Source organism: Cellulomonas sp. PS-H5 (assembly GCF_019265565.1).
GTDB lineage: Bacteria > Actinomycetota > Actinomycetes > Actinomycetales > Cellulomonadaceae > Cellulomonas.
Genome location: NZ_JAHVCI010000054.1, coordinates 1 through 21,303, shown reverse-complemented (window position 1 = coordinate 21,303; position 21,303 = coordinate 1). Strand labels below are relative to the sequence as shown.

General features: G+C 75.5%; 21 protein-coding genes. 4 read left to right on the top strand and 17 right to left on the bottom strand.

The features are described 5' to 3' along the window. Positions 1-83 precede the first annotated feature (83 nt). The 3 genes from rlmB to J5O08_RS16890 are packed head-to-tail and all read right to left on the bottom strand — an operon-like array spanning position 84 to position 3,468. Entirely contained in the window at positions 84-1,082 is a 999-nt protein-coding gene (gene rlmB / locus J5O08_RS16900; RefSeq protein ID WP_217615815.1) for a 23S rRNA (guanosine(2251)-2'-O)-methyltransferase RlmB, read from the bottom strand. Continuing rightward, a complete protein-coding gene (cysS, locus tag J5O08_RS16895) occupies positions 1,082-2,521 on the bottom strand; it encodes a cysteine--tRNA ligase (protein ID WP_218708042.1) in 1,440 nt (479 codons plus the stop codon). Before cysS ends, rlmB begins: the two co-directional genes overlap by 1 nt. Before the next feature lie 11 nt (positions 2,522-2,532). Further along, positions 2,533-3,468, bottom strand: coding sequence for a LysR family transcriptional regulator (locus tag J5O08_RS16890; RefSeq protein ID WP_218708041.1), 936 nt, complete (start codon positions 3,466-3,468; stop codon positions 2,533-2,535). Between the two features lie 72 nt (positions 3,469-3,540). On the opposite strand from J5O08_RS16890, the gene J5O08_RS16885 reads away from it, so the two are divergent. Beyond that, entirely contained in the window at positions 3,541-4,485 is a 945-nt protein-coding gene (locus tag J5O08_RS16885; protein ID WP_218708040.1) for an EamA family transporter, read from the top strand. A 172-nt stretch (positions 4,486-4,657) separates the two neighbouring features. Here the strand turns inward: J5O08_RS16885 and ispF are convergent, their stop codons facing one another. The 3 genes from ispF to J5O08_RS16870 are packed head-to-tail and all read right to left on the bottom strand — an operon-like array spanning position 4,658 to position 6,468. Next, entirely contained in the window at positions 4,658-5,149 is a 492-nt protein-coding gene (gene ispF, locus J5O08_RS16880) for a 2-C-methyl-D-erythritol 2,4-cyclodiphosphate synthase (RefSeq protein WP_218708053.1), read from the bottom strand. A gap of 53 nt (positions 5,150-5,202) precedes the next feature. Then, entirely contained in the window at positions 5,203-5,946 is a 744-nt protein-coding gene (gene ispD / locus J5O08_RS16875; RefSeq protein WP_217615811.1) for a 2-C-methyl-D-erythritol 4-phosphate cytidylyltransferase, read from the bottom strand. A gap of 39 nt (positions 5,947-5,985) precedes the next feature. Then, complete coding sequence (locus tag J5O08_RS16870) at positions 5,986-6,468, bottom strand: CarD family transcriptional regulator (protein WP_122148867.1); 483 nt, start codon at positions 6,466-6,468, stop codon at positions 5,986-5,988. 368 nt (positions 6,469-6,836) lie between these two features. Here J5O08_RS16870 and J5O08_RS16865 point away from each other — a divergent pair, with 368 nt between their 5' ends. Further along, on the top strand, positions 6,837-7,454 hold the full coding sequence (locus J5O08_RS16865; RefSeq protein ID WP_218708039.1) for a hypothetical protein: 618 nt from the start codon (positions 6,837-6,839) through the stop codon (positions 7,452-7,454). Positions 7,455-7,592: 138 nt separating this feature from the next. Here the strand turns inward: J5O08_RS16865 and pstB are convergent, their stop codons facing one another. From pstB to J5O08_RS16835, 6 genes are all read right to left on the bottom strand, one after another. Then, positions 7,593-8,372, bottom strand: a complete 780-nt coding sequence (gene pstB, locus J5O08_RS16860) for a phosphate ABC transporter ATP-binding protein PstB (protein WP_147795472.1) — start codon at positions 8,370-8,372, stop codon at positions 7,593-7,595. A gap of 46 nt (positions 8,373-8,418) precedes the next feature. Continuing rightward, a complete protein-coding gene (gene pstA, locus J5O08_RS16855) occupies positions 8,419-9,381 on the bottom strand; it encodes a phosphate ABC transporter permease PstA (protein ID WP_218708038.1) in 963 nt (320 codons plus the stop codon). Position 9,382: 1 nt separating this feature from the next. Next, entirely contained in the window at positions 9,383-10,393 is a 1,011-nt protein-coding gene (pstC, locus tag J5O08_RS16850) for a phosphate ABC transporter permease subunit PstC (protein WP_217615808.1), read from the bottom strand. A 135-nt stretch (positions 10,394-10,528) separates the two neighbouring features. Next, a complete protein-coding gene (gene pstS / locus J5O08_RS16845) occupies positions 10,529-11,647 on the bottom strand; it encodes a phosphate ABC transporter substrate-binding protein PstS (RefSeq protein ID WP_217615807.1) in 1,119 nt (372 codons plus the stop codon). A gap of 164 nt (positions 11,648-11,811) precedes the next feature. Next, positions 11,812-12,531 (bottom strand): response regulator transcription factor, encoded by a 720-nt coding sequence (locus J5O08_RS16840; RefSeq protein ID WP_217615806.1) that lies wholly within the window; start codon positions 12,529-12,531, stop codon positions 11,812-11,814. A 4-nt stretch (positions 12,532-12,535) separates the two neighbouring features. Then, on the bottom strand, positions 12,536-13,780 hold the full coding sequence (locus tag J5O08_RS16835) for a cell wall metabolism sensor histidine kinase WalK (RefSeq protein WP_218708037.1): 1,245 nt from the start codon (positions 13,778-13,780) through the stop codon (positions 12,536-12,538). Between the two features lie 208 nt (positions 13,781-13,988). On the opposite strand from J5O08_RS16835, the gene phoU reads away from it, so the two are divergent. After that, positions 13,989-14,651 carry a phosphate signaling complex protein PhoU gene (gene phoU, locus J5O08_RS16830; RefSeq protein WP_218708036.1) on the top strand — a complete coding sequence of 221 codons (663 nt, stop codon included), beginning with the start codon at positions 13,989-13,991 and terminating at the stop codon, positions 14,649-14,651. Positions 14,652-14,828: 177 nt separating this feature from the next. Here the strand turns inward: phoU and J5O08_RS16825 are convergent, their stop codons facing one another. Then, complete coding sequence (locus J5O08_RS16825) at positions 14,829-15,569, bottom strand: phosphoglyceromutase (protein WP_217615803.1); 741 nt, start codon at positions 15,567-15,569, stop codon at positions 14,829-14,831. An 89-nt stretch (positions 15,570-15,658) separates the two neighbouring features. On the opposite strand from J5O08_RS16825, the gene J5O08_RS16820 reads away from it, so the two are divergent. Continuing rightward, a complete protein-coding gene (locus J5O08_RS16820; RefSeq protein WP_217615802.1) occupies positions 15,659-16,099 on the top strand; it encodes a nitroreductase family deazaflavin-dependent oxidoreductase in 441 nt (146 codons plus the stop codon). Between the two features lie 4 nt (positions 16,100-16,103). Here the strand turns inward: J5O08_RS16820 and mshA are convergent, their stop codons facing one another. From mshA to J5O08_RS16800, 4 genes are all read right to left on the bottom strand, one after another. Continuing rightward, on the bottom strand, positions 16,104-17,339 hold the full coding sequence (gene mshA, locus J5O08_RS16815; RefSeq protein ID WP_218708051.1) for a D-inositol-3-phosphate glycosyltransferase: 1,236 nt from the start codon (positions 17,337-17,339) through the stop codon (positions 16,104-16,106). Between the two features lie 148 nt (positions 17,340-17,487). After that, positions 17,488-18,927 carry a sugar porter family MFS transporter gene (locus tag J5O08_RS16810; RefSeq protein ID WP_308281684.1) on the bottom strand — a complete coding sequence of 480 codons (1,440 nt, stop codon included), beginning with the start codon at positions 18,925-18,927 and terminating at the stop codon, positions 17,488-17,490. After that, positions 18,924-19,988, bottom strand: a complete 1,065-nt coding sequence (locus J5O08_RS16805; RefSeq protein ID WP_308161040.1) for a lactonase family protein — start codon at positions 19,986-19,988, stop codon at positions 18,924-18,926. Before J5O08_RS16805 ends, J5O08_RS16810 begins: the two co-directional genes overlap by 4 nt. 70 nt (positions 19,989-20,058) lie before the next feature. After that, the coding region (locus J5O08_RS16800) for an ROK family protein (protein WP_374225987.1) at positions 20,059-21,303 on the bottom strand (1,245 nt) is incomplete at its 5' end.

Sequence of the window (21,303 nt, the reverse complement as noted above, 5' to 3'; positions counted from 1 at the left end):
GTCCCGCCGAGGTAGGACCCTGCACGGTCCTATCTCGGCGCGTGCGTCCTATCTCGGCGCACGAAGCAGCGCGGCCGGGCGGGTCAGGAGGCGCGGGTGCGGGCGACCTCGTAGAGGGCGATGCCCGCGGCGACGCCGGCGTTGAGGCTCTCGACCTCGCTCGCGATCGGGATGGACGCGATCGCGTCGCAGTGCTCGCGCACCAGGCGGGACAGGCCCTTGCCCTCCGAGCCGACGACCAGGACCAGCGGGTCGGCCGAGTACGGCAGGTCCGCGACCGCGACGTCACCGCCGCCGTCCAGGCCCACGATGAAGCAGCCGGCCTCGTGCAGCCGCTCCAGCGCCCGCACCAGGTTGGTGGCCCGGGCGACCGGGACGCGCGCGGCGGCGCCCGCGGACACCTTCCACGCCGACGCCGTCACGCCGGCAGACCGGCGCTCGGGGACCAGCACGCCGTGCGCGCCGAACGCGCCGGCGGACCGGAGCACGGCGCCGAGGTTGCGCGGGTCCGTCACACCGTCGAGCGCGACGATCAGCGGCGCGCGGTCGCTCGCGGCGGCGACGTCCAGCAGGTCCTCGACGTCGCCGTAGTCGTACGGCGGCACCTGGATCGCGACGCCCTGGTGCACCGAGCCGTCGGTGAGCCGGTCGAGCTCGGGCTTGGTGACCTCGAGCAGCGGGTAGCCGGCCTCGGTCGCGGTGCGGAGGATCTCGCGGGTGCGGTCGTCGGCCTCGAGCCGGGTCGCGATGTACACCGCGGACACCGGGATGCCGGCGCGCAGCGCCTCGACCACGGAGTTCCGCCCCGCGACGACCTCGGTCGCGCCCGCGCCCCGCGCCTTGCCCGCGGCGGCACCGCCCCGCCCGGCCGGGCGGCTGCCCGAGCCGCGGGTGCCCGCGACCGCACGGCGCTCGGCCGCGGCCTTCTTCTTCGCGGCCGGGTGGTACGACCGGTCCTCGGCCTTGGGGGTCGGGCCCTTGCCCTCGAGCCCGCGGCGGCGCTGGCCGCCCGAGCCGACGGAGGCGCCCTTCTTGGAGCCCGGCTTGCGTGTGGCGCCGCGGCGCTGGGAGTTCCCGGCCATCAGTCCTCGTCCTCGGTGGTCTGGCGCGCGGCGAGTGACCAGCGCGCGCCGGTGGCGTTGTCCTCGACGGCCACGCCCGCGGCCGTCAGGCGGTCACGGATCGCGTCCGCGGTGGCCCAGTCGCGGGCCGCACGGGCGGCGGCGCGGGCGTCGAGCTCGGCGCGCACGAGGGCGTCGAGCGCCTCGGCGTGCCGGTCGTCGGCCGCGGCCGTGCCCCACTGCTCGCCGGCCGGGTCCAGGCCCAGCACGTCGAGCATGGCGCGCACGGCCACGAGGCCCGCGCGCACGGCGGCGTCGTCCCCGGCGGCCAGGGCGGTGTTGCCCGCGCGCAGGTGCTCGTGCACGACGGCGAGCGCCGCCGGCACGTTCAGGTCGTCGTCCAGCGCGGCGCCGAAGCCCTCGGGCAGCTCCGCCGTCGCCAGCTCGGCGGCCTCGACCGCGCCCACCCGCTCGGTGGCGCGCTGCACGAAGCCGGCGAGCCGGTCCCACGTGGCCTCGGACTCGGCGAGCGTGTCCGGGGTCCACTCCAGCATCGAGCGGTACTGCACCGCGGTCAGCGCGTACCGGACGACGGCCGGGCGCACCGTCTCCAGCAGCGTGCTGACCAGCAGGCCGTTGCCGAGCGACTTGCTCATCTTCGCGCCGGCCTGGGTGACCCAGCCGTTGTGCAGCCAGTACCGGGCGAACCCGTAGCCCGCGGCGCGGGACTGCGCCTGCTCGTTCTCGTGGTGCGGGAACCGCAGGTCCAGGCCGCCGCCGTGGATGTCGAAGGTGTCGCCCAGGTAGCGCTGCGCCATGGCGGAGCACTCCAGGTGCCAGCCCGGGCGGCCCCGGCCGAACGGGGTCTCCCACGAGGCCGTCTCCGGCTCCCCCGGCTTGGCGGCCTTCCAGAGCGCGAAGTCGTGCGGGTCGCGCTTGTCGTCGGCCGCGCCGTCGGGTGCCGGGGCCATGTCGTCGAGCCGCTGGCTGGTGAGCGAGCCGTAGTCGGCGTACGAGCGCACGTCGAAGTAGACGTCGCCCTCGGCCGCCACGTAGGCGTGCCCGGTGTCGACGAGGCGCTGCATGAGGGACACCATCGCGGGCACGTGGCCGGTGGCGCGCGGCTCGTAGGTGGGCGGCAGCACGCCGAGCGCGTCGTAGGCGGCGGTGAACGCGCGCTCGTTCTGCATCGCCCACGCCCACCACGCGACGCCGGCCTCGGCCGACTTCGCCAGGATCTTGTCGTCGATGTCGGTGACGTTCCGGACGAGGGTCACGTCGTGCCCGGTGCGGCGGAGCCAGCGGACCAGGACGTCGAACGCGACCGCGGACCGGACGTGGCCCACGTGCGGGGGCGCCTGGACCGTCGCGCCGCACAGGTAGATGCCGACCGCGCCCGGGGTCACGGGGACGAAGTCGCGCACCTCGCGGGTGGCGGTGTCGAACAGGCGCAGGCTCACGAGGGTCAAGGCTACCGGTCGGGGCGCTCCGGGCCGGTGGCGACCGGCTCCCGGTCGTCGGCGAACCGGGCCGCCTCGGCGCGCAGGGCGTCCAGCACCCGCCGCACCACCCGGCGCGCGCGGCGGTCGGGGCGCACGAGGGCGTCCACCCGGCGCCCCGCGCGGACGCCGGCGAGCGGCACCAGCACCGCGCCGCGACGGCCCGCGGTGTGCCGGGGCAGCAGGCTCACGCCGTGGCCCGCGGCGACCAGGGCCTCGACGACGCCGAAGTCGTTGAACCGCTGCACGATCCGCAGCGGCCGCCCCGCCACCGCGCCGACGGCGTCCAGCACGCCCGCCACCGGGAAGCCGGCCCGCACCGCGATCCACGGCTCGTCGGCGAGGTCGGCCGGGGTGACGGTCGCGCGGCCGGCGAGCGGGTGGCCGGGCGGCAGCGCGACGTCGAGCGGCTCGCGCAGCAGCGGGACGACGTCGACGCCCGCCGGCCAGTCGGCGCCCGCGTCCGGGCGGTGGGCGACGACGAGGTCGAAGTCGGCGGTCAGTGCGGGGAACTCGTCCTGGGCGACGTCCTCGTCCCCGAGCTCGACTCGCACCCCGTCCATCGCGGCGACCCGGCGGAGCAGGCCCGGCAGCAGCAGCTCGGCGCCCGACTGGAACGCGGCGACCCGGACCAGGCCGTGCGGGGCGGACCGGAACGCGTCGACGGCCGTCTCCGCGCGCTCGAGCGCGACCGCCACGTCCGCGGCCGCGTCGGCGAGCGCGTGCCCGGCGCCGGTGAGCCGCACGCCGCGGCCGGATCGCTCGACCACCTCGGCCCCGGCGTCCCGGGCGAGCGCCCGCAGCTGCTGGGACACCGCGGACGGGGTCAGGTGCAGCGCGGCGGCGGCCGCGGTGACGCCGCCGCGGTCCCGGACCGCCCGGAGCGTCGCGAGGTGCCGGGTGTCCATGCAGCGACGCTACAGGGACGCTCCGCGATCTTTCGATGGTGCTGCACGGTGGACGCGAGCGAGGATCGGCGCATGCCACCCCGGGACCGCCTGCTCGCCCTCGTCGTCGCCGTGCTCTGGGGGCTGAACTTCCCGGCGATCCACCTGTCGCTCGAGCAGTTCCCGCCGTTCTTCCTGGTGGCCCTCCGGTTCGCGCTGCTCGCCGTGCCGACGCTGCTGCTCGTGCCCCGGCCGCGGGTCCCGGTGCGCTGGCTGCTCGGGTACGGCATCGGGTTCGGGGTGCTGCAGTTCGCGTTCCTCTACCTCGCGATGGACACCGGCATGCCGACGGGGCTGGCGTCCCTGGTGCTGCAGGCGTCCGCCCCGTTCACCGTGCTGCTCGGCGCGGCCTGGCTGCGGGAGCGGATCACCGCGCGGCAGGCGGTCGGCGTGGCGGTCGCGATCTGCGGGCTGGGCGGGATCGCGGCGCTGCGCGCCGGGGCCGGGGCGTCTGCGGGGCTGCTGCCGGTCGTGCTGACGCTGTGCGGCGGGCTCGGCTGGGCGTTCGGCAACGTGTCCAGCCGGCAGGCCCACCCGGACAGCCCGCTGCGGTTCATGCTGTGGATGTCGGTCGTGCCGCCGCTGCCGATGCTGGCGCTGTCGCTCGTGCGCGAGGGGCCCGCGGCGATCGGCCGCTCGCTCACGACCCTCGGGACCGCGACGGGGGCATGGGCGCTGGCGGGGCTGGCGTTCACGGTCCTGGTGGCGACCGTCGTCGGGTCGGGGATCTGGACCGCCCTGCTGGCCCGGCACCCGTCGGGCGTGGTGGCGCCGTTCTCGATGCTGGTCCCGGTCGTGGGCATCGCCGCGTCCTGGGCGTTCCTGGGCGAGCGCCCGTCCGCGCCGGAGCTGGCCCTGGGCGCGGTCGTGGTGGCGGGCGTCCTGATCGCCACCCGCCCCGGACCGCCCAGCCCCGCACCGCCCACGCCCGCCGTCGCTCTCCCGCCCACCCCCACGAGAGCCTCCCTGCCGAGATGACGACTCTCGGCTGTCCCGCGGCACCCGCGCACAGCCGAGAGTTGCCATCTCGACAGGAGTCGCCGAGTCTCCAGGTGCGGACTGTCGATCCTCGTCGCGGCACAGGCGCGCGATGGAGACTCGGCGCGCGACCCGGCGCGCGGCGGGGCGCGCGGCGCGGCGCGCGGGAGCGCTAGGCGCGCGGGGCGATCAGGGCCGTGGCGATCGCGGCGATGCCCTCGCCGCGGCCCGTGAGGCCGAGACCGTCCGTGGTCGTCGCCGAGACCGAGACCGGGGCGCCGGCCGCGGCCGTCAGCGCGGCCTCCGCCTCGGCGCGGCGCGGGGACAGGCGGGGACGGTTGCCGATCACCTGCACCGCGACGTTGCCGACCGCGAACCCCGCCTCCCGCACCAGCCGCGCGGCCTCGGCCAGCAGGGTCGTCCCCGCGGCCCCGGCCCACTCCGGGCGGGACGTGCCGAACACCGACCCCAGGTCGCCGATCCCGGCGGCCGAGAGCAGCGCGTCGGCCGCGGCGTGCGCGGCGACGTCGGCGTCCGAGTGGCCGGCCAGGGGCGCCTCGCCCGGCCAGGCGAGGCCCGCGAGGTGCAGGACCGCGCCGGGCGCGGGCTCGGGGTCGTTCGCGTGCACGTCGACGCCGACGCCCGTGCGTGGCAGGCCCGGCACGCCGGCCCCCGCGCCCTCGGGCACCCCGCCCGCCGGCCCCGCGGCCGCCGCCGTCACGCCCGCGCCCCGTCGCGCACCGCGGCGTCCCGGGCCAGCAGCTCCGCCACCGCCAGGTCCCGCGTCGTCGTGATCTTCATGGCCTGCTCCTCCCCGGGCACGACCCACACCCGCTCCCCCAGCGCCTCGACGAGCGAGGCGTCGTCGGTCGCGGCGGTCGCCTCGGACGCGGCCCGGTCGGCCCCGGCGGCGTGCGCCGCGTCGAGCAGCGCCCGGTCGAACCCCTGCGGCGTCTGCACGGCGCGCATGGTGGCCCGCGGGACGGTCGCGACCACAGGGGCGCCGCCGTCGACGGGCTCGCCGACCTGCTTGATCGTGTCGGCGACCGGGAGCCCGGGCACGACGGCCCGGTGGCCGGCGCGCACGGCGGCCTCGACGGACCGGATCAGCGCGGGCGACGCGAGGGCGCGCGCGGCGTCGTGCACGAGGACGACGTCGACGTCGTCGGCGAGCGCGGCGAGCCCGGCGGCGACGGACGCCTGCCGCGACCCCGCGCCCTCGACGACGGTCACCGGCACGCCGATCCCCGGCCGCACGGGACCGCCGAGCAGGGCCCGGAAACCCCCCGCCCGCCCGGGCGGGACGGTGACGACCACGGACAGCACGACGCCCGACGCAGCGAGGCGTCGGGCGGCGTGCACGACCAGCGGGACCCCGGCGAGCTCGACGAGCGCCTTCGGTCCCGGCAGGCCGAGCCGCGTGCCGCTGCCGGCGGCGGTCAGGATCGCCGCGGTGGGCATGCGGGCGCGGTCGGCCGGTGTCGGAGGGTCAGCGCGCCGTCAGGACGCGAGCACCTCGTCGAGGATGGCCTCGGCCTTCTCCTCCTCGGTGTGCTCGGCCAGCGCGAGCTCCGAGACGAGGATCTGCCGGGCCTTGGCGAGCATGCGCTTCTCGCCCGCGGACAGGCCGCGGTCGGCGTCCCGGCGCGAGAGGTCGCGGACGACCTCGGCGACCTTGATCACGTCGCCGGAGGCGAGCTTCTCGAGGTTGGCCTTGTAGCGGCGCGACCAGTTGGTCGGCTCCTCGGTGTAGGGGGCGCGCAGCACGTCGAACACGCGCTCCAGGCCCTCCTGCCCGACGACGTCCCGCACACCCACGAGGTCGACGTTCTCCGCCGGCACCTCGATGGTCAGGTCACCCTGGGCGACCTTCAGCTTGAGGTAGATCTTGTCCTCGCCGCGGATGGTCCTGGTCTTGATCTCCTCGATCAGCGCTGCACCGTGGTGCGGGTAGACAACCGTCTCCCCAACAGTGAAAGTCATCTGCAGGTGTCCCCTTTCGCGGAAGCCCAGTCTACCACGCGGCAACGGGGGGATTTCGTGGAGATCAGCGGCGTTTGCGCAGGTCAGGGCGTTGCGGACCACGTCAGAGATTCGACACGCCGCGCGACGTGGTGGCGGGACGCCCGCGGGTGGCTAGTCTCCGACGAGGGCCCCGTGCGACCCCGTCCCCGGCCGCGCACCCCGCTGACCTGCGACGACGCCGTCGATGGGACCGAAGGCCCACGCAGCCGCCGAGAGGCCGTGCACGGCACCCCCGCGCCCACGTAGGCTCGGCCTCGCACGCCCGCGCGCGTGCCGCAGCCCCCCGCGCACCGCAGCGCCCGCCCCACCGCACCGAGGAGTCCACCGTGGCCCGCAGCCGCACGTCCGCCCGTCCCGTCGTCGTCGGGACCGTCCTGGCCCTCGCGGCGGCCCTGTCCGGCTGCTCGGTGACCAACCAGATCACCACCGAGGTCGCGTACTCGGCGTCGGACGGCGTGCGCGCGACCCTCGGCGACCTGACGGCGGAGAACCTGCTGATCGTCGCGGAGGCGGCCGACGCCCCCGGCGCGCTGCAGGGCGCCCTGACCAACCGCGGCGACGAGGCGCTGACCGTCGAGCTGTCGCTCGAGGGCTCGTCCGAGCGCGTGCGCGTCGAGTCCGGCGCCACCGTGCTGCTGGGCGGCGGCTCCGGCGAGGGCGGCGCGGACGGCGACGAGCGCGAGCAGGTCGTCTTCGACACCGCGGGCGCCCCGGGCTCGACCGTCGAGCTGACGCTGAGCACCGGCGCGGCGGGCGACGAGACCGTCCCGGTCCCCGTCCTCGACGGCACGCTGCCCGAGTACGCGGACCTGGTCCCGGAGGTCGTCGAGGAGACCCCCGAGCCGACCGCGACCCAGACGGCCTCGGCCGAGGACACCACGGAGCCCGGCACCGGGGAGACGACGGCGCCGACCGCCGAGGCGACCGCCGGCACCGAGGGCTGACGTCCCCGCGGGCCCCGTCCCGCCCCCACGCACGGCACAGGCCCCGTCCACCACGGACGGGGCCTGCGTCGTACGGCCCGGGCGGTCGGCGCGCGGCTCCCCTCCCGACCCGCGCGCCGGTCGCCGTGCCCCCGCGGCTCAGCCGAAGCGGCCGGAGATGTAGTCCTCGGTCGCCTGCTCCTTGGGCGACGAGAACATCGTGGCGGTGTCGTCGATCTCGATGAGCTTGCCGGGCTGGCCGGTGCCGGCGATGTTGAAGAACGCCGTCCGCTCCGAGACGCGGGCCGCCTGCTGCATGTTGTGCGTGACGATGACGATCGTGTACTCGCTCTTGAGCTCGGCGATCAGGTCCTCGATGGCGAGCGTCGAGATCGGGTCGAGCGCGGAGCACGGCTCGTCCATGAGCAGCACCTGGGGCTTCACCGCGATGGCGCGGGCGATGCACAGGCGCTGCTGCTGGCCGCCGGACAGGCCGGAGCCCGGGCGGTCGAGGCGGTCCTTGACCTCGTTCCACAGGTTGGCGCCGCGCAGCGACGCCTCGACGAGGTCGTTCGCGTCGCCCTTCGAGATCCGGCGGTTGTTCAGCCGGACGCCGGCGAGCACGTTCTCCGCGATCGACATCGTCGGGAACGGGTTGGGGCGCTGGAACACCATGCCGACCTGGCGGCGCACGGCCACCGGGTCGATCTCGTCGCCGTAGAGGTCCACGCCCTCGACCGCGACGGTGCCCTCGACGCGCGCGCCGGGGATGACCTCGTGCATGCGGTTGAGCGTGCGGAGGAACGTCGACTTCCCGCAGCCGGACGGGCCGATGAACGCGGTCACCGAGCGGGGCTCGATGGTCATGTTCACGTCCTCGACGGCCTTGAAGGCGCCGTAGTAGATGTTCAGGTCCTTGACGTCGATGCGCTGAGCCATCTCGGTCGTCTCCTTGGGTTCTGAAAGGGGAGGTGGGGGCGGTCGGTCAGCGGATCTTCGGGGCGAAGAGCCGGGTCACCAGGCGCCCGATGAGGTTCAGCACCATGACGATGAGGAAGAGCGTGAGGGCGGCGGCCCAGGCGCGCTGCAGGTTGATGTCCGGGATGCAGCTCGCGTCGCCGTCCGAGCACGGGACCAAGCCCTGAGCGTACTGCCGGTACACGTAGACGGGCAGGGTCATCATGCGGCCCTCGAACAGGTTGAAGTTGATCGAGTCGACCACCCCGACCGTGAGCAGCAGCGGGGCCGTCTCGCCGATGACGCGGGCGATCGCCAGCATCACGCCGGTGGTGAGGCCGGCGACGGAGGTGCGCAGGACGACCTTGATGATGGTCAGCCAGCGCGGCACGCCGAGCGCCAGGGAGGCCTCGCGCAGCTCGTTCGGGACGAGCCGGAGCATCTCCTCGCTGGACCGGATCACGACCGGGATCATCAGCACGGACAGCGCGACCGAGCCGATGGCGCCGAACTTCGCGCCCGGGCCGAGGAGCAGCGCGAACAGCGCGTAGGCGAACAGGCCGGCGACGATCGACGGGATGCCCGTCATGACGTCGACCAGGAAGGTCACCAGCCGGGCGAGCGCCTTGCCGTTGCCGTACTCGACCAGGTAGATCGCGGCGAGCAGGCCGATCGGCACCGAGATCAGCGCGGCGAACAGCGTGATCTCCAGGGTGCCGACGATGGCGTGGTAGATGCCGCCCGCGTCCATGCCGCCGAACACGCCGCGCATGGAGTTGAGCAGGAAGTAGGAGTCGAGGCGGCCGATGCCGCGGGACACCACGGTCCAGGTGAGCGACAGCAGCGGGATCATCGCCAGCACGAACGCGGAGATGATCAGCACGCGCATCGTGACGTCGGTGCGGCGCCGGCGGCGGTCCGTGGCCTGCAGCGCCTCGCGCAGCGACGCGCCCGCCGGGGTCGGCGTCGTGGGGGTCGGGGTGGTCGTCATGTCAGTTCGCCCCCGAGAAGTCCTTGCGCCGCGCGACGATCGCGCGGGCGGCCATGTTCACGGCCAGGGTGATGATGAACAGGGCGAGACCGGTCGCGATCAGCGTCGCGACGCCGGTCTGGTTGGCCTCGGGGAACTGCGCGGCGATGTTCGCGGCGATCGTCTGCTGCTGACCGGCGGCGAGCAGCTGGAACGAGTAGAGGAAGCCGGGCGACAGGATCATCAGCACGGCCATCGTCTCGCCGAGCGCGCGGCCCAGGCCGAGCATGGCGGCCGACACGATGCCGGAGCGGGCGAACGGCAGCACGGCCATCCGCACGACCTCCCACTGCGTCGCGCCGAGGGCCAGCGCGGCCTCCTCGTGCAGACGCGGGGTCTGCAGGAACACCTCGCGGCAGATCGCGGTGATGATCGGCAGGATCATCACCGCGAGCACGACGGCCACGGTCATCATCACGCGGCCGGTCGGCGAGACCACGCCGCCGAAGAACGGGATCCAGCCGAGGTACGTCCCGAGGAACTCCCACACCGGCTGCACGACCGGGCTGAGCACCAGGCCGCCCCACAGGCCGTAGACGACCGACGGGATGGCGGCGAGCAGGTCGACCACGTACCCGAGCGCGCTGGCGAGCCGCCGCGGCGCGTAGTGCGAGGTGAACAGCGCGATGCCGATGGCGATCGGCGTCGCCAGCAGCAGCGACACCGCGGCCGCGAGCAGCGTGCCGAAGATCAGCGGGCCGACGAAGCCCAGCAGGCTGGTGTCCTCGGGGAACCAGCTGACCGCGTCCGACAGCTCGGACGAGTCCGCGGTGAGGGCCGGCCACGCGCGCTGGACCAGGAACACGGCCACGGCGGCGAGGATCACGAGGATCAGGACGCCGGCCCCGGTGGCGAGCCAGCGGAAGGCGAGGCTGCCGCCGCGGTCGCCGTGGCCCGAGCGCAGCCTGCGGGCCGTCGTGCCGGGCTTCACCGGCTCGGTGGGCCCCGCGGTGCGGGGCTGGGTGCTGGTCACACGGTCTCCAGGGGGAGGGGGAGGAGAGAGGTCGTGCCTCGCGCCGACGGCCGGCCCACCGCGAGGTGGACCGGCCGGGGTCCGGGCGGGAGGGGCGGCCGACGGGTCACGACGACCGCCCCTCCCCCCGGGTGATCAGGACGCCAGGGTGATCGCGTCGATCGACGCCTGGACGTCGGTGCGCAGGTCGTCCGAGATCGGCGCGGAGCCCGCGGCCGACTCGGAGGCCGCCTGGCCCTCGGCGGAGGCGACGTAGGTCGCGAACGCCTTGACCAGGTCGACGTCGTCCTGCGAGTCGTAGGACTGGCAGACGACCAGGTACGAGGCGAGGATCAGCGGGTAGGCGCCGGCCTCGGTCGTGGTGCGGTCGATGTCGATGACGATGTCGCCCTCCTCGCGCGAGTCGTCGCGCGGGGAGACGTCGAGGGCGGCCGCGGCGGCCTCCTCCGACGGGGCGACGAACTCGTCGCCGACCTGGATCGAGACCTTGCCGAGCGAGCCGGCCTTCGAGGCGTCCGCGTAGCCGATGGTGCCCTGGCCGCCCTGGACGGTCTGGATCAGGCCGGAGGTGCCCTGGCCGGACTCGCCGCCCTCGACCGCCCAGTCGCCGGAGGCCTCGGCCGTCCAGGCGCCGTTGCCGGCCTTCGCCAGGTAGTCGGTGAAGTTCTTCGTGGTGCCGGACTCGTCCGAGCGGTGCACGGTGGTGATCGCCAGGTCCGGCAGCGTCGCGTCCGGGTTCGCCTCGGCGATCGCCGGGTCGTTCCAGTTCGTGATCGTGTTGTTGAAGATGTTCGCGATCGTCTCGGCCGAGAGGTTCAGCTCGGTGACGCCCTCGAGGTTGAAGACGACGGCGATCGGGGAGATGTAGACCGGCAGGTCCACCGCGTTCGCGCCGAAGCAGCGCTCCTGCGCCTGGGCCAGCTCGTCCTCGTCGAGCGCGGAGTCGGTGCCCGCGAACTTCACGGAGCCGTCGAGGAACGCGGTGCGGCCACCGCCGGAGCCGACCGGGTCGTACGAGACGGTGACGTCGGGGTTCGCGTTCTGGAACCCGGCGCGCCAGGCCTCCATCGCGGACTCCTGCGACGAGGCGCCCGAGCCGGCGAGCTCACCCGAGAGGGAGCTGGTCGAGCCGGTGTCGGAACCGCCGGAGGTCTCGGCGGCGCCCGTCGGGTTGTCCGAACCACATGCCGTGAGGGAGAGGGCGACGACGCCGGCGAGGGCGAGGGCACCCGTACGACCGCGGTTGAGCTTCACAGTGTTGTCCGTCCTGTCGTGACGCGGCGCGCACCCGTCTGTGCGCGACCTGGCGCCGACGCTAGGGAGCGCAGGTGACCAGGCTCCCGTAGGCGGGTGAACGGACGGTGAACGAGCGGACAATCCTGGCGAGGACCCGCGTGGCGCGCGTCACGCCCGGCCGGTCAGGCCGGCTCGTCGTCCAGCAGCTTGTAGCCGAGGCCGCGCACGGTGACCAGGTGCGTGGGGTTGCCCGGGTCCGGCTCGATCTTGGCCCGCACCCGCTTCACGTGCACGTCGAGGGTCTTGGTGTCGCCGACGTAGTCGGTGCCCCACACCCGGTCGATGAGCTGGCCGCGGGTGAGCACCCGGCCCGCGTTCCGCAGCAGCAGCTCGAGCAGCTCGAACTCCTTGAGCGGGAACGCCACGGGCTGGTCGTCGACCGTGACGGTGTGCCGCTCGACGTCCATCCGGACCCGGCCGGCGGCGAGCACGCCGTCGTCCTCGACCTCGTCGTCGGCGCCCGCCCCGCCCGCGGCCGGCGCCTGGCGGCGGCGCAGCACCGCGCGCACGCGCGCCAGCAGCTCGCGGGACGAGTAGGGCTTGGTCACGTAGTCGTCGGCCCCGAGCTCCAGGCCGACGACCTTGTCGATCTCGCCGTCCTTCGCCGTCAGCATGATGACCGGGACGTCGGAGCGCTGCCGGATCCGGCGGCAGACCTCGGTGCCGGACATCCCGGGGAGCATGAGGTCGAGCAGCACGAGGTCCGCGCCCTCGGACTCGAACGCCTCGACGGCCTCGGTCCCGGTGGCGGCGGTGGTGACCTGGAACCCCTCGCGGCCGAGCAGGTACGCCAGCGGGTCGCGGTAGGACTCCTCGTCCTCGACGAGCAGGATGCGGGTCACGGGGTCAGGCCTCCGGTGCGGTGTCGGGGTGGGCGGCGTCGGCGCGCGGGGCGTCCGGGCCGGGTCCGTCGGGGACGACGAGGGGCTGCGGGCGGTCGTCCGCGGCCGGGGTCGGCGGCTGGCCGGCGGCGACCGGGAGCCGCAGGGTGAACGTGGAGCCGCGGCCGGGCTGCGACCACACCTGCACGTCGCCGCCGTGGTCGGCCGCGACGTGCTTGACGATCGACAGGCCGAGGCCGGTGCCGCCGGTCTCGCGGCTGCGGGCCGGGTCGACGCGGTAGAACCGCTCGAACACCCGGTCCTGCTCCTCGGGCGAGATGCCGACGCCCTGGTCGACCACCGCGATCTCCACCAGGCCGTCGCGGCTGCGGACGCCGACGCCGACGGTGGTGCCGGCCGGCGAGTAGCGCACCGCGTTGTCCAGCAGGTTGCGCACGGCCTGGACCAGCATCGTGGGGTCGCCGAACACCCGGGTGCCGCGCTCGCCGCCGACCTGGAAGCCCATGTCCTTCGCGGCGGCGCCGGTCCGCGCGCGGTCGACCGACTCCGCGACGACGGCGTCGACGTCCACCACCGCGATGTCCTTCAGCGCGCCGGCCACCTGCAGCCGGGACAGCTCGAGGATCTCGTGCACCAGCTCGGAGAGCCGGTGCGCCTCGCCGACCATCCGGCCCGCGAACCGGCGGACGGCCTCGGGGTCGTCCGCGGCGTCCTGCACCGTCTCGGCGAGGAGCGACAGCGCGCCGACGGGGGTCTTCAGCTCGTGGGACACGTTGACGACGAAGTCGCGGCGGATCGCCTCCAGGCGCCGGGCCTGGGTGTTGTCCTCGGCCAGCACCAGCAGCAGGCCGGGCGCGACCTGGGCGACGCGGACCTGGAGCATCACGGTGCCCGGCCCCAGGGGGCCGCGCGGCAGCTCCAGCTCCTCGTCCCGGATCAGGCCCGTGCGGCGGACGTCGGCGATCAGCTCGCGCACCGCGGCGTGCACGACCATGCCGTCCCGGACGACGCCGAGCGCGAACGCCGGAGGGCTCGCCCGGACGACCCGGTCGTCGTCGTCGAGCACGACCGCCGCCGAGCGCAGCACCGCGAGCGTCCGCACCACGCCGTCGTCGACCTCCGGCTCCGGGCGCGGCGGGGCGCTGCGCTGCGCGCGCTCGCTGAACCGGAACGCCATCGTCGCCCCGATGCCGGTGAGCAGACCCAGCACGCCGACCAGCAGCGCGCCGAGACCGTTGAGACCCTCCACGGCGCCAGCGTACGGTCGCCGTGGGCGTGCCACGGACCGGCACGGCCACGCCGCCAGGCGGACGGGCGCAGTGTTCATCTCCGTTCACCGCGCGGCGGCCTGCCGTTCACCGGCGCGTTCACCCAGGCGTGCGAGCGTGGGTGGCCGGGACCAGACTGGTGCACCCACGCACGCCCGCGCGCGACCTGCGCGCGAACGAGAGGAAGCCATGCGGGAGATCTTCGAGGCCGAGCTCAAGCAGCTCGGGGACGACCTGGTGGCGATGAGCCGCCGGGTCGAGCACGCGATCGGGGCCGCCGGCGAGGCGCTGCTCCACCAGGACCTGGCCCTCGCCGAGTCGGTGATCGCGGACGACCTCGCCATCGACGCGCTGGAGCGCGACCTCGACGAGCGCTGCGTCCTGCTGCTCGCCCAGCAGCAGCCGGTCGCCACCGACCTGCGCGTCGTCGTGTCCGCGCTGCGGATGAGCGCCACGCTCGAGCGGATGGGCGACCTGGCCCGGCACGTGGCGCAGGTGGCGCGCGGCCGGTACCCCCACGCCGCGATCGACCCGGCGCTCACGGGCGTGTTCACGGAGATGAACGAGGCCGCGCGCCGCGTCGCCCAGCGCACCACCCACGTGCTGAGCTCGCACGACCTCACCGAGGCCGAGGGCATCGAGCGCGACGACGACCTGCTCGACTCGCTGCACGAGGAGACCTTCCGCGTGCTGCTGAGCCCGACCTGGGCCGGCACCGCGCAGCAGACGGTCGACGTCACGCTGCTCGGCCGGTACTACGAGCGGTTCGGCGACCACGCGGTCTCGGTCGCGCGCCGCATCGTCTACCTGGTCACCGGCGAGTTCGCGGGCGACGGCAGCGGCATCCGCTGACCCCGCCCGCGGACGGCCGTCCGCGCACGAGGCCCGTCTCCCCCGCCGCACGGGGGGACGGGCCTCGTCGCGTCCGGGGGGGCGCCGCGCCTGGACGACGCGGGCCGGGGACGACGAAGGGGCCCGGGCCGACGTGGTGTCGGCCCGGGCCCCTTCGCGCGTGCGTCGCGCTGCCGGTCAGCGGCCCTGGTTCGCGACCGCGGCGATGGCCTCGGCGGCCGCGTCGGGGTCGAGGTACGTGCCGCCGGGGTTCGTCGGCTTCAGGGTGTCCTCGTCCAGGTGGTAAACGAGCGGGATGCCGGTCGGGATGTTGATCCCGGCGATCGTCGCGTCGTCCACGTCGTCGAGGTACTTGACGATCGCGCGGATCGAGTTGCCGTGCGCGGCCACCAGGGTGGTCTTCCCCGCCTTGAGGTCGGGCACGATCTGCTCGTCCCAGTACGGCAGGGCGCGGTCGAGCACCTGCTTGAGCGCCTCGGCGCGCGGGATCGGCTCGCCGGCGTAGCGCGGGTCGCTGTCCTGCGAGAACTCCGAGCCGAGCTCGATGTCCGGCGGCGGGACGTCGTAGGAGCGGCGCCAGAGCATGAACTGCTCCTCGCCGTACTCCTGCAGGGTCTGCTTCTTGTCCTTGCCCTGCAGCGCGCCGTAGTGGCGCTCGTTCAGGCGCCACGAGCGCTTGACCGGGATCCACAGGCGGTCCGCGGCGTCGAGCGCGTAGTTCGCGGTCGTGATGGCGCGGCGCAGCAGCGACGTGTGCACGACGTCCGGCAGCACGCCGGCGTCGGTGAGCAGCGTGCCACCGCGCTTGGCCTCCGCGACGCCCTTCTCGGACAGCGCGACGTCGACCCAGCCGGTGAACAGGTTCTTCGCGTTCCATTCGCTCTCGCCGTGGCGGAGCAGAACGAGGGTGTAGGTCATGGGTCCCATCCTGCCGCACGCGGCGCCCGGGCGTCGGGGGACGTTCGGCCCGCGGAACACGGGGCCCGTCGCCGGGCGTTGCAGCCGGTATGCCGATCACCGGGGAGTACCAGCCCAGCACCGACCAGCGCTCGCGGGACCAGGTGGAGCTCATCGAGAGCTCCGGCGGGACGCGGGGCACCACGATGCGCGGGATGCCCGTCGTCGTCGTGACGATGCTCGGCGCGAGGTCCGGCAAGGTCCGCAAGATCCCCGTGATGCGCGTCGAGCACGACGGCGCGTACGCCGTGGTCGCGTCGCTCGGTGGCGCCCCGAAGCACCCCGTCTGGTACCACAACCTGCTGGCGCACCCACTGGTCGAGCTGCAGGACGGGCCCGCGAAGGCCGACTACACCGTCCGCGAGGTCTCCGGCGCGGAGCGCGAGCTGTGGTGGGCGCGGGCGGTCGAGGCGTACCCGGACTACGCGGACTACCAGACCCGCACGTCGCGGGTGATCCCGGTCCTGGTCCTGGAGCCGGTCGCCGGCTGAGGGCTCAGACCGCGAGGCGCGCGCGGCGCTCGGCGGCCAGGGCGTAGACCTTGAGCACCTGCTCGGCGGTCGCGTCCCAGCCGTACTGCTCGGCCACCCGCCGGGCGCCCGCCCGCCAGGTCGTGCGCGACGCCGGGTCCGCGAGCGCCGTCGCCAGCGCGTCCGCCCACACCGCGGGGTCGTGCCCGCGGACCTGCCGTCCGGACACGCCGTCCTGCACGACGGACCGCAGCCCGCCGACCGCGGACGCGACGACGGGGGTGCCCGTCGCCTGCGCCTCGACGGCCACCAGGCCGAACGACTCGCTGCGCGACGGCACGGCCACGAGGTCCGCCGCGGCGAACCACCGGGCGAGGTCGGCGCGCGCGACGGGCGGGTGGAACCGCACGTCGTCCGCCACCCCGGACGTGGCGGCGAGCGCCTGCAGCTCGGTCAGCGCCGTCGCCCGGCCGCTCGGCCCGCCGAGGACGACCAGCAGCGGGACCGGCCGGCCCGTCGCGCGGAGCACGCCCAGCGCCCGCACCAGCACGTCGGGCGCCTTGAGCGGCTGCACCCGGCCCGCGAACACCACGACGTCCCGGTCGACGGGCAGCCCGAGCTCCCGGCGCAGGGCGGCGCGGTCGGCGCGCGGCCGGAAGGTGCTCAGGTCGACGCCCGGCGCGACCACGTGCACCCGCTCGGGGTCGGCGTCGTACATGCCGACGAGGTCCTGGCCCTCCTCGGCGGTGCTCGCGACCAGCGCGTCGGCGGCGGCGACCACCTGCTCCTCGCCGATCACGCGGGTCGCCGGCTCGGGGCTGTCCCCCGGCGCGAGCGCGGCGTTCTTGACCCGGGCCATCGTGTGCATGGTGTGCACCAGCGGCACGTCCCAGCGCTCGGCCGCGAGCCAGCCGACCTGGCCGGACAGCCAGTAGTGGCTGTGCAGCACGTCGAACCAGCCGGCGGGCCGGGCGGCGCCGACGCGGAGCACGCCCGCGGTCACGGCGCAGAGCTGGCCGGGCAGGTCGTTCTTGTCCAGCCCCTCGTACGGGCCGGCCGGCACGTGGTGCACGAGCACCCGGTCGTCGTGCTCGTCGAGGTGCACCGACTCCGGCAGCGCCGAGGAGGTGGCGCGCGTGAAGATCTCGACCGCGGCGCCGCGGCGGGCCAGCGCCCGGGACAGCTCGGCGATGTAGACGTTCATCCCGCCCGCGTCGCCCGTGCCCGGCTGGTCCCGGGGCGAGGTGTGCACGGACAGCATGGCGATGCGCTGCGGCTCGTGCGGCACGACGGGGCTCCGGGAGGGGGGACGACAGGCGGACTCCCCCCATTGTCGGTCATCTGGAGGGGTACGCACCGCGTGACGCCGACCACCCGGGTGGGATCGAGGGGTTCCCGAGAGCCGAGGCTCAGGGGCGCGCGGCCCGGAAGTCCTCCTCCAGCTGCTCGAGCGACCGGTCCCGGGTCTCCGGGAGCACGAACCGCACGAACAGCCAGGACAGCACGTTCAGCGCCGCGAACAGCAGGAACGTCCCGTTGACCCCGATCCCGGCGACCACCGACGGGAAGAACCCGGAGATGACCGCGTTCGCCGCCCAGTTCCAGAACACGCAGAGCCCGATCGCGAAGCCGCGCACCCGCAGCGGGAACAGCTCCGCGAGGATCACCCAGCAGACCAGTCCCACGGACGACTGGTTGAAGCCGACGAACAGCACCAGGAAGAACGTGACGGCCACCGACCGGCCGGTGCCCTCGGGGATCGCCGCCGAGCACAGCGCGATCATCAGGTGCGACGCGATGATGCCGGTGAGGCCGACCAGCAGCAGCCCGCGCCGGGTGACGCGGTTGATGACGCGCAGGCCGATAAGCATGCCGAGCACCGAGAACACGCCGTTGAGCACGTTCGCGACCAGGGCCACGTCCCCGCTGAACCCCGACTGCCGGAGCAGCTGGGTGCCGTAGTACATGACGGCGTTGATGCCGCCGAGCTGGTTCACCACCGCCACGCCGACGCCGATCAGCACGAGCCGGCGCACCCAGGCGAGCCGCAGCTCCCCCCAGCCGCCCTGCCCGCGCGCGGCGTCGGTGCGCTCGAGGGCGACGAGGTCGCGGACCTCGCGCAGCTCCGCGGCCGCCCGCCCCGGGTCGCGCACCTGCCGGAGCACCGCGAGCGCGTCGTCCTCCCGGCCGCGGGACAGCAGCCAGCGCGGCGACTCGGGCATCCGGAGCATCCCGGCGAACAGCGCGACCGCGGGCACGGCCTGCACCGCGAGCATGTACCGCCAGACGCCGGGGTGGTCGGACCACACGGTGCCGATGACCGCGTTGATCACGAACGCGGCCAGCTGCCCGACGACGATGGCGATCTCGTTGCGCCCCGTGATCGCGCCGCGGCCCTCCGTGGGCGCGAGCTCGGCCAGGTAGACCGGCACCGTGACGGACGCGCCGCCGACGGCCAGGCCGAGCACGAACCGGGTCGCGGCCATGACCTCGAACGACGGGGCGACGACGCTGCCCAGCGCGCCGACGAAGAACACCACCGCGAGCGCCACCAGCGTGCGCCGCCGGCCGACCCGGTCCGCGAGCCGGCCGCACAGCAGCGCGCCGAGCGCCGCGCCGACCAGCAGGCTGCTCGTGACCAGGCCCTCGGTCGCCGGGGTGAGCCCGAGGTCGGCGACCATCGGGTCGAGGGCCCCGTTGATGACGCCGGTGTCGTAGCCGAACAGCAGGCCGCCGAACGTCGCGACGACCGTGATGACGTCGAGCCGCCGCAGGTGCGGTCCCGGCATCAGGGGCGGGAGGGTGCGGGCGCCCGGCGCGCCCGCGGTGCCCGCGGTGCCCGCGCTCACGCCGGCACGACGCACGCCGGGGCGGGCAGCGCCACGGTCGACACGACGGCCCCGTCCCGGAGCACGGTGAGCGAGTCGCCGCGCTGGTCCGCCACGACGGTCCAGCCCTCGACGACCGCGAAGTGCCGCGGCCACGCGCCGGGCAGCGCGGTCTGGCCCGCGGGCGCGAGCGTGCCGTCCGGCCCGGGCGCGAAGGTCGCGAGCACGTCGGTGCCGCGGGTCGCGACGAGCACGCGGTCGCCGGCCCGGTCGATGTGCGAGGGCAGCGGGCGCTCGCCGGCGCGCGGAGCGGCCCCGTCCTCGGCGGCGGGGACGTGCTGCACCACCCGGCCGGACGCGGTCGCGGCGTCCCAGGCCAGCACGGCGACGGTCACGTCGAGCTCGCAGGCGACGTACGCGATCCGGCCGTCCGCCGAGAACACCAGGTGCCGCGGGCCGGAGCCGGGGCGCAGCGTCGCGGCGATCCCGTCCTCGGTCAGCAGGCCGGTCGCCGGGTCGCGCCGGTACCGGCGGATCTCGTCCGTGCCGAGGTCGCAGACCAGCAGGTGCGCGCCGTCCGGGGTGAGCGCCGCGAAGTGCGCGTGCGACGCCTCCTGGCGCTCGGCGTCCGGGCCGGAGCCGGTGTGCGTCAGCACCTGGGCGGGGGCGTCCGCGGCGAGGCCGTCCGGGCCGAGCTCCAGGACCGCCAGCGAGCCCGAGGAGTAGTTGGCCACGTAGGCCACCCGTCCCTCCGGGTCGAGCAGCACGTGGCACGGGTCGTCGCCGCCGCTGCTCGCGGTGCCCGTCCGGTCGAGCGCAGGACGGCCGTCGGCGCCGGACCCGACCCGGAACGCGGACACGGTGCCGCCGGCGTGCTCGCCCACCGCGAGCAGCAGGCCGGCCTGCCGGTCCACGGCCAGGAACGAGGGCGCGTGCGTCTCGACGACGAGCACGGGGTCCACCAGGCGACCGGTGTCCGCCTCCAGCCCGACCCGCCAGATGCCCTCGCCGAGCCCGGCGGGGGTGCCCGCACCGGCCGAGGGGTAGGTCCCGATCCACAGGTCGCGCAGGTGCTCCGTCACGGCGAGGACTGTAGGCGACGGCACCGACGACCCGCGACCGCCCGGGGCGGGCGAGGGGCCGGGCGACGGGTCAGGCGACGGGCGCGGGCAGCCAGGCGGCCGGGTCGTCGGCGACCGCGCGGAGGACGACGAGGGCGGCGCCGTCCATCGCGGCGTGCTCCCCGCCCGCGGCGACGCCGACCCGCGCGTCCGCCCAGGCCGCCGCGAGCACCCGCGACCGCAGCTGCGCCACCACCGCGTCCGTCAGCCACGGCGCCAGCGGCGCGTAGATCCCGCCGAGCACCACCCGCTCGACGTCCACGAGGTTGACGAAGTTCGCGAGCGCCACGCCCAGTGCCTCCCCCGCGGACCGCACCGCCCGCGCGGTGCGCTCGTCGCCGGCGCCGGCCGCGGCCAGCAGCGCGTCCACCGGCTCCTCGACGTCGCGCCCGGCCGCGCGCAGCAGCGCGTCCTTGCCGGCGTACTGCTCCAGGCAGCCGCGCGCCCCGCAGGTGCACCGCGGCCCCTGCTGGTCGACGACGGTGTGGCCGAGCTCGCCGCTCCAGCCGTGCCGGCCCGCGAACACCTCGCCGTCCAGCACGATCGCCGCACCGATGCCGACCTCGCCGGACACGTACAGGAACGACTGCCCGGCCGCGCCGGCGCGCGCCTCGGCCCGGGCGGCGAGGTTGGCCTCGTTGGCCAGCCGGACCGCCAGGCCGTCGACCTCCGGGTGGCCGGCCAGCAACGCCACGACGTCGACGTCCCGCCAGCCGAGGTTCGGGGCGAGCCGCAGCGGGCCCGTGCCGCGGTCTACCAGGCCGGGGAGCGCGAGGCACATGCCCGCCAGCCGCGCCCCGGCGGGCAGGGCGGCGCGCACCTCCCCCACCAGCGCGGCGAGCACGCCGAGCACCCGGGCGGGGTCGCTGTGCCGGTAGTCCCCGCGGGTCTCGCGGTGCGCGACCACGTGGCCGGCGAGGTCGAGCGCGCGCACCCCGACGTAGTCGACGTTCACCTCGGCCCCGAGCCCGACGACGGTCCCGGCCGCGGGCACCAGCGGCACGGCCGGCCGGCCGGCGCGGGCGGTGGCGGCGGGCGGCAGCTCGGCGACCAGGCGGGCGCCGATCAGCAGGTCGACCAGGGCGGACACCGCGCCGCGGGTCAGCCCCGTGGCGGTGGCGACGTCCGCGCGCGACGGCGGCGCGGCGGGCGCGGCGCCGGCCGGACCCTGGCCCGCGGCGTCCAGCACGTGCCGCAGCACCAGCGCCAGGTTGTGCTCGCGCAGCGATCCCTGCCGGGCCGGGACCCGCCGGCGCGCGGCCGGACCGGCGGCGGC

Excerpts from the sequence above, each read along its gene's own strand:
- rlmB (WP_217615815.1), bottom strand. The coding sequence starts at position 1,082 with ATGGCCGGGAACTCCCAGCGCCGCGGCGCCACACGCAAGCCGGGCTCC.
- J5O08_RS16890 (WP_218708041.1), bottom strand. The coding sequence starts at position 3,468 with ATGGACACCCGGCACCTCGCGACGCTCCGGGCGGTCCGGGACCGCGGC.
- J5O08_RS16885 (WP_218708040.1), top strand. The coding sequence starts at position 3,541 with ATGCCACCCCGGGACCGCCTGCTCGCCCTCGTCGTCGCCGTGCTCTGG.
- ispD (WP_217615811.1), bottom strand. The coding sequence starts at position 5,946 with ATGCCCACCGCGGCGATCCTGACCGCCGCCGGCAGCGGCACGCGGCTC.
- J5O08_RS16870 (WP_122148867.1), bottom strand. The coding sequence starts at position 6,468 with ATGACTTTCACTGTTGGGGAGACGGTTGTCTACCCGCACCACGGTGCA.
- pstB (WP_147795472.1), bottom strand. The coding sequence starts at position 8,372 with ATGGCTCAGCGCATCGACGTCAAGGACCTGAACATCTACTACGGCGCC.
- pstA (WP_218708038.1), bottom strand. The coding sequence starts at position 9,381 with ATGACGACCACCCCGACCCCCACGACGCCGACCCCGGCGGGCGCGTCG.
- phoU (WP_218708036.1), top strand. The coding sequence starts at position 13,989 with ATGCGGGAGATCTTCGAGGCCGAGCTCAAGCAGCTCGGGGACGACCTG.
- J5O08_RS16825 (WP_217615803.1), bottom strand. The coding sequence starts at position 15,569 with ATGACCTACACCCTCGTTCTGCTCCGCCACGGCGAGAGCGAATGGAAC.
- J5O08_RS16820 (WP_217615802.1), top strand. The coding sequence starts at position 15,659 with ATGCCGATCACCGGGGAGTACCAGCCCAGCACCGACCAGCGCTCGCGG.
- mshA (WP_218708051.1), bottom strand. The coding sequence starts at position 17,339 with ATGCTGTCCGTGCACACCTCGCCCCGGGACCAGCCGGGCACGGGCGAC.